Below are 4,730 nucleotides of genomic sequence, written 5' to 3'. Positions count from 1 at the left end.
TTTGGATTTAGCTAAAAACCGGTCATTTCAAATAGTTTTTGACAATAGGTTTGTACGTTTTGGAGGTTTTCTCGATGAAACACGGCGGTCGCCCACAGGATCGACTCTCGCTGGATGCGTTAACCGCCGGTGTCGACCTATTGGCACAACTGCGGCATCACCGGTTTCGGCGGCTGGATATCACGGTGCCCGATGACCACCAGTTGCTGTGGTTCGACGTGTTCCCGTTGGCCGGTGCGTTGGTGCTGGTTCATCAGGACACCCCGTTGTGGGTCTGCCGCTGGCAGTTGGTTGACCGGGTGGCGGTCATCCACGACTGGCGGGCTTTTTGGTACACCCATCAACAGGATTTTGCCCATCTGCCGCTGGAGGCGATTTGTTGGCTATCCAGTCGTTACCAGGTTAAATGGGCCGCGCCCACTGGCAGGCACTTTTGGCAGCGCTGCCTGCGGGAGGCCCGCGCCCGTGGCCTGTCGGTGAACGGCGGTGCCATCGGCCAGCCCTAAACACTGCTCACCGGGTTGGATGGCTCAGGCATGATCGATTGGCGCGACCTCGCGGCGTGCCGCATGGAGGACGTCGGACATTTCCCCAGGGCTGATGCGCCGCACCACATCCACAGGCCGGGCGCTGCCTAGCCAGCCATTCGCTGACTGGAACCAGATCGCCATCGCCACAGGACCGCGCTGGGTTTGCAGGATGCTGACGATCTGGTCCAGTTCTGGCGATGCCGGCAGGTTCAGCTCGGCCAGATTGAGGACATAGCCTCGGGCCAGCAGCTCCTGACGGGTTGCGACCCTAAAAACGTGCTCGGCTATGACCGGTTCACGTTCGGCCAGAAACGCCGGATCAACGGGATCCGTTGAATTGCTAAAATCGTCCCAATTTCCCATAGTCTGCTCCGCTAGAGATGTTGAAGGTCAAAATGGAGATGTTGAAGGTCAAAAATAACAAAGCCTTTACAAATGATGCCGATAAATGGGGTTATCGGCATCATTATTGGTAACTGTTACCGTAATTATATTGATGACCGGCCATCCGCCTGTCCGCCGCCCGCCAGCGGTCGTCGCCCAGTCGCACGGCCCTGCGCCTGCGGCGCCTACCTGTTCGCCATCAGCGCGTCTGCGTCCTGTTGCAGATACCCTACCAGATCAGCATCACGTATCACCCACTGGGCCACATCATCTCCAGCGTGAGCCAGTAGCAGCACGTTGGCGCCCTCGACGCGATACGCGGGGAACGTGCCCAGACTCGCATATCCCCCGCCCTCCCCCAGTTCGACGCGGTATTCGGGATGACCGTTCACCGCTACCCGGGAGCGGAAAAATGCCTCCGGGATCGGCGGCGGCAGGCTGGGCTCGGCACTGGAGACGGCGGCGGACACTGCTCCCTGCTCGGCGGTGGTGACGGTGGCGGTCTGCTCTGACGGGGCATCGCCCTGCCCCTGCTGCCAGATGGACCAGAACGACCAGGCAAACAGCAAAATCGCTGTCAGCAGCGACCCAATGAGCAGTGCAAATTTTTTCAGTGGTGGTCGGGATTTGTGGGTATGCACCTCGGCGGAGGTGTACAACTCATACAGGCTCTTATCGAACGGTTTTTTGGTGATCAGTGCGTTTTTCTCTCCCTGGGATGGTTCCGGATCCTCGTTACATGAGTTCCACTCGAAGATCTTCCGGTGCTCCATGCCGAATGGCCGGTAGGCGTGCAGGTGCCGCCCGACGGTTTTACGAGCCAACACATCGATCAGTTTGGGGTCTGGAGTCATCAGGATCAGGTCGATCCCTGCGTGACGATGTTCGTTCAAAAAATCAACATGAGGTGGAACCTTCGCGCCACTGGGACGAGGCGGCATGATCTTTTGGCATTCGTCTATCACTACGATGGCCCCGGACGGCAGCTGTGGCCATGCGGTCGGGTCCTCCAGTGGGAAACACCGCAACCGGTCAAAATTCAACCCGTCGATGTTGCAAAACAGGGGCCTGATCCGTTCTGCATTGGCATTGTCGCGGATCATCTCAACCGCCAACAGCGTTTTGCCGCTCCCTGGGCGGCCGGTGATGAGGGTGATCATAGGCTAACTACCTCACACGCATCGTGGTCAGCGCCGCCATGGCGAGTCGGGCGGCATAGGCCGACAGGATCAGGTTGATGCACAGATCAATGCGAGCCAGCCCCAGCAGCCCCAGCGCAGTTGCAGGCAGACCGGTGACCAACGCCCGGATCTCCGAGGTAGCCAGCGACAGAATGGCGTCGAGTCCCTGATAGGAGACGACAGCAACACCCAGCGCGAGCAGAATTCTGGCCACGAAATTTCCGGCCATTAGTGTCCCAAACGCACCCCACATCAGCTAGACCTCCCGACGCCGACGATCACGATCGACAAAAATCCAAACAGCGCCAGCAGACGCAGAACGGGCGCAACAGCGCTCTCGATCAGCCCACACAGGGTCCCGTAATCGATGGAGAAATTTTGTCCCATGACCGGGACAACGGTCGGCGCTGGGCACTGGCGGGGTAGCCAGCCGCTGCCCCAGTCGTAAAAACGCCGCACATCGATCACATCCCTAGGCACATCGGCCATCGAGGCCAGATCGGTCTGAGCCTCGGGGTCCGGATCCGGGTTGGGTTTAGTCCCCTCGCCCGGGTTTGGGGCTGTCTCATCGACGGTGACCGGCTCAAAAATGTCCGGATACAGCCCTGGACTGATCTGTATCGCGGCAGGGTTAGACAGGACCAGATCGGCAAATTCCGCATCTGAAATTTCACCACCGTTTTCCGGTTCGACCTGTTGTTCCCCGCGGGCCCAGTTGCGTTTGTAGCTCCACAGGTCGCCAGGCAGCGGGCTATTCAGGTCGCCCCAGGTGGTATAAAAGATCCCGCGCTGGACACTGGGTGGGATCTCGGGGGTGCGCCAGCTGTCCGCTGCGCCACTGGGGCCAGAGGTTTTGAGGACCCAATAGCCGGTTTTTTCTCGATACAGGGCAACCCCTGGAGCGCCTTGACGCGTGTGCCATCGGGGCCAGGCAGAAAAATCCAGTCACGGGGGCATTCCCCTGTGGCCGTCGACGGCCGCTGTAGCCAGCCGTTGATCAGGTCGTACCCGGCGTAGGCGGCTGCGGCGGTGATGGCGCCGACGGCCGCACAGCGAGCTGCCCCCGCAGGTGAGAGGCAGGTGCGACCGAATCGCGCCAGCGCGTCAGGCACGACCCGTAGAACCCGGTTAACGCGAACAGCGTTCCCGAATCTGTCCCGAGCATCAATAACGGCGCCGACAGTCCGGGCGGTTTTGTCGATGCTCGTGACACCAACGATCCGCCCAGTGGCGCCGTTGGCCACCCGAACGGTGCCGGCCCCTGGGAACAGCTCGACCACATCCGCGTGTACTGGTGCAGTGAGCGCGATCAGTGGTAGAGCAGCCAAAATGCTCCGATTACTGCTGATACGTACAGCCACCATTCACTCCCCATAGTTGGCCTCCGATATAAATCCGATATAAAGAAGGGGGCCGCTGCGGCCCCCTATTCGTTACTTAAACGCGCCGCGTACCCAGGTGAACGTGCGGATTGTCACGTAGACCGAGAGACAGGCCAGCCCGATCGTGGTGATCTGAGTGACAGCGCCGGTGATCGCGGTGGTGATTGAGGTCAGGTCCATATAAAAACTCCATTGCATTGATCTAGCGGATGGCTCTCCGCAGTTGACGTAGAACCCACGCGGTGGCCCAGAGCAGGCCGATGGCCTGCACCAGTTCGACCGCCTGCGCGGGGGTAATATCGGGGAGCAGATCCATTGGTCAGCCCCCCAGAATCGTTGTGGCCAGCCGTCCCTCTGCCAGCATCAGCCCCGCTGGCGTCGAGACGACCGGCAGTGCCACGAGAGTGCCGACGAGGCCCTGCAGGCGCCGTTCCTGAGCGGAACCGGCAAACCGGCTAGGGCCGAGCACCACAAACAGATCGGCCTCGGCCTCCAGGATCAGCAGAACGCTAGGATCCCTATCAGAGGCACTGCGCTCGATGCGATCGACGTGGGTCAGAACCGCGTGCAGGACCAGACCGAGGCTGTCAGTGACGATGGCGGCCATCAGCTCTGCGCCTCGGGATCCCGGTACTGTGTGTCCAGCACGCGGGCCCCATCGATCTCGTGCCCCGGCACGACGCAAAAACCCATTTTTTCCCCGACCAACCGCTCAAAATGAGCCACGGGATCGGGCAGGAGTTGCAGTGCTAACGGCGGGATGACGATCGCGACATCGCCCTCTGCTGTGCGCACGATAACGGCAAAATCCGGTGCATTTTTAACGCCGGCCAGCACGCCGGTGACAGTCGTCATAGCCATACCTAGATCCCCAAAATTTGCTGTTTAGAGTCCAGCATCAACGCGTGCCCTGCCCCGCGTTTTCCGGTGTAGGGCTGCACCCAGACAGGCAGACTGAGGATCTGACCGCGCAGCCCATCGAGCTGACGCGGCAGACCTGCATCGACGGCGGCCTGCGGCAGCCTGACCTCGACCAGCTCACTGGTCTCACCGCCATAGGCGTCGACCGTGGTGATCCGAACGCCGACGGTGTGTCGGATGATCTGCTGCTCCCCGTTGCGGAATGAGTCCTGCTTTACCCCGGCGATCTCGCCGACCAGGTACAGGCCGGATGCGCCGACAGTAGGTTGCGTTTTATCGTTCATCTGAATCAGTCCTTTTTGGTAACAGTTACTAAAATTGGTGCCATAAAA

Annotated in this window: 8 protein-coding genes; 1 reads left to right on the top strand and 7 read right to left on the bottom strand. The window is 60.3% G+C overall.

Annotation, left to right across the window (positions count from 1 at the left end):
• Positions 1-74 precede the first annotated feature (74 nt).
• The gene (locus L972_RS18435) at positions 75-506 is read left to right on the top strand and encodes a hypothetical protein (protein WP_047440156.1); all 432 of its coding nucleotides are present in this window, start codon (positions 75-77) and stop codon (positions 504-506) included.
• Between the two features lie 24 nt (positions 507-530).
• Here L972_RS18435 and L972_RS18430 read toward each other — a convergent pair whose 3' ends face one another.
• The 7 genes from L972_RS18430 to L972_RS18395 form a co-directional block, all read right to left on the bottom strand.
• Complete coding sequence (locus L972_RS18430) at positions 531-893, bottom strand: hypothetical protein (RefSeq protein WP_047440155.1); 363 nt, start codon at positions 891-893, stop codon at positions 531-533.
• 206 nt (positions 894-1,099) lie between these two features.
• Positions 1,100-2,074: a zonular occludens toxin domain-containing protein gene (locus L972_RS20410; RefSeq protein WP_052200092.1), complete on the bottom strand. Its 975-nt coding sequence runs from the start codon at positions 2,072-2,074 to the stop codon at positions 1,100-1,102.
• Between the two features lie 7 nt (positions 2,075-2,081).
• Entirely contained in the window at positions 2,082-2,348 is a 267-nt protein-coding gene (locus tag L972_RS18420) for a DUF2523 family protein (RefSeq protein ID WP_052200091.1), read from the bottom strand.
• Positions 2,349-3,528: 1,180 nt separating this feature from the next.
• Positions 3,529-3,657 (bottom strand): major capsid protein, encoded by a 129-nt coding sequence (locus tag L972_RS21110; RefSeq protein WP_005333101.1) that lies wholly within the window; start codon positions 3,655-3,657, stop codon positions 3,529-3,531.
• Between the two features lie 139 nt (positions 3,658-3,796).
• Positions 3,797-4,084 carry a hypothetical protein gene (locus L972_RS18405; RefSeq protein ID WP_047440150.1) on the bottom strand — a complete coding sequence of 96 codons (288 nt, stop codon included), beginning with the start codon at positions 4,082-4,084 and terminating at the stop codon, positions 3,797-3,799.
• Positions 4,084-4,338 (bottom strand): hypothetical protein, encoded by a 255-nt coding sequence (locus L972_RS18400; protein ID WP_047440148.1) that lies wholly within the window; start codon positions 4,336-4,338, stop codon positions 4,084-4,086. The genes L972_RS18405 and L972_RS18400 overlap by 1 nt, the downstream gene beginning before the upstream one ends.
• A 2-nt stretch (positions 4,339-4,340) precedes the next feature.
• The coding region (locus L972_RS18395) for a DNA-binding protein (RefSeq protein WP_231560958.1) at positions 4,341-4,730 on the bottom strand (390 nt) is incomplete at its 5' end.

This window comes from Aeromonas sp. ZOR0001 (assembly GCF_000801015.1).
Taxonomy (GTDB): Bacteria; Pseudomonadota; Gammaproteobacteria; order Enterobacterales; family Aeromonadaceae; genus Aeromonas; species Aeromonas veronii.
The sequence above is the reverse complement of the archived record's forward strand: the minus strand, read 5'-3'. Positions and strand labels throughout refer to the sequence as shown.

Coding starts and splice junctions, on each gene's coding strand:
- L972_RS18400 (WP_047440148.1), bottom strand. CDS start 4,338: ATGGCTATGACGACTGTCACCGGCGTGCTGGCCGGCGTTAAAAATGCA.
- L972_RS18430 (WP_047440155.1), bottom strand. CDS start 893: ATGGGAAATTGGGACGATTTTAGCAATTCAACGGATCCCGTTGATCCG.
- L972_RS20410 (WP_052200092.1), bottom strand. CDS start 2,074: ATGATCACCCTCATCACCGGCCGCCCAGGGAGCGGCAAAACGCTGTTG.
- L972_RS21110 (WP_005333101.1), bottom strand. CDS start 3,657: ATGGACCTGACCTCAATCACCACCGCGATCACCGGCGCTGTCACTCAG.
- L972_RS18405 (WP_047440150.1), bottom strand. CDS start 4,084: ATGGCCGCCATCGTCACTGACAGCCTCGGTCTGGTCCTGCACGCGGTT.
- L972_RS18420 (WP_052200091.1), bottom strand. CDS start 2,348: ATGTGGGGTGCGTTTGGGACACTAATGGCCGGAAATTTCGTGGCCAGA.
- L972_RS18435 (WP_047440156.1), top strand. CDS start 75: ATGAAACACGGCGGTCGCCCACAGGATCGACTCTCGCTGGATGCGTTA.